General features: G+C 72.9%; 1 protein-coding gene. It reads left to right on the forward strand.

The window, feature by feature from the left end; genetic code table 11:
* The coding region (locus AB0G02_RS38315) for a DUF1349 domain-containing protein (RefSeq protein WP_360804843.1) at nucleotides 1–1,781 on the forward strand (1,781 nt) is incomplete at both ends.

Here is a 1,781-nt window from a genome sequence, read left to right on the forward strand (position 1 = left end):
GGCCGCCGCGCCGCCCGCCCACCGGCTACCTGGCCAACGTGCACTGGCTGGAGTTCGTCGGCCGCGGCGTCACGCACAACCAGCGCCCCGCGGTCGACGTCTCGGCCTCGGTGACGTCGGGCACCTCGCCCCTGAAGGTCGACTTCACCGCGTCGGCCACCGACCCGGACGGCGACACCCCCGTCGGCTTCACGTGGGTGTTCGGCGACGGCGGCACCGCCACCGGTGCGTCGGTCAGCCACACCTACACCGCCGCGGGCACGTTCAACGCCAAGGTCACCGCGACCGACGCGCGGGGCGCGAGCGGCACGAAGACCGTCGCGATCACCGTCCGCGCACCGGACGTGACCTGCTTCTCGGGTCGCTCGGACGACTTCCTCGGCACCGCGCTCGACCGCGACCGGTGGACGACCGTGGTGCGGGAGAACCAGGAGCTCGCCGTGCGCGACGGCCACCTGGTGCTCCCGTCCGCCGCCTCGGACATCTACGGCACCACCAACACCACGCCGAACATCGTGCTCCAGGACCTGCCGTCCGGGCCGTTCCAGGCCACGGCCAAGGTGCGCTTCCCGGCGCGGCGGGCCTACCAGCAGGCCGGTCTGGTGATCTACGGCGACGACGACAACTACGCCAAGATGGTGCTCGAGGGCCGGTCGGACACCGACGACGCGGCGAACCGGATCTTCCAGTTCATCCGCGAGGAGGCCGGCCAGCCCAACGAGGTCGGTGAGTCCAACACCGCGCCGCTCGGCGCCGCGTTCCCGGACACCGCGTGGGTCCGGTTCACCAGCGACGGCAGCAACCTGACCGCGTCCTACAGCGCGGACGGGCAGACGTTCACGCCGATGCCGCAGACCAAGGCGCTGGCGGGCATGGTGAACCCGAAGGTGGGCCTGCTCTCGCTCGTCGGCGGCGGCGGCGACCGCCCGGTGGTCGACGCCGAGTTCGACTGGTTCACCCTCACGCCCGACGAGACCGCGCCGGTGGACCCGGACGACGACTTCGCCGGCACGGCGCTGGACGGGTGCCGCTGGAACGCGGTCGTCCGACCGGACCCGGCCCACTACGGCGTGGCCGACGGCAGCCTGCGCATCGACACGAGCGACGGCGACATCTACGGCGGCTCGGCCGACGACCCGGCCAACCTCATCCTCCAGCGCGCCCCCGAGGGCGACTGGGTGATCGAGACGGAGGTCGACGCGTCGGCGTTGGACGAGCGCTACCAGCAGGCGGGCCAGATCGCCTACGCGGACGACGCCAACTACGTGAAGCTCGACCACATCGCCACCAACGAGGCGGGCACGCCCGTCCAGCGCGGCGTGGAGCTGCGATCGGAGAGCGGCGACGTGGTGGGTCAGCCGCAGCCGGGCGTCGGCGGTCTCACCGGCGGCGTGTGGCACCTGCGGCTGGCCAAGTCCGGCTCCACCTACACCGGCTCCTACAGCGCGGACGGGCACGCCTGGACGTCGCTGGAACCGGTGGTCAACGACAGCCTGGCCGGGGCGCGGATCGGCCTGTTCGCCCTCGGCGGCGGGCAGACCGCGTCGAAGCCCGCCGAGTTCAACCACTTCCGGGTGACCACCGACCGGACGGCACCCGTGCTGTCCGTGGTGAGCGACCCCGCGACGCCCGGTGCGGGCGGCTGGTGGACGGCTCCGGTGACCGTGACGGCCTCCGCGACCGACGACCAGCCCGAGCCGGCGCGCGTCGAGTACCGGGTCGGCACCAACGAGTGGACGGCGTACACGACACCCCTGTCGGTCACCGAGGACGGCGAGCGG

This window comes from Actinosynnema sp. NPDC023658 (genome assembly GCF_040639995.1).
Classification (GTDB): Bacteria; Actinomycetota; Actinomycetes; order Mycobacteriales; family Pseudonocardiaceae; genus Actinosynnema.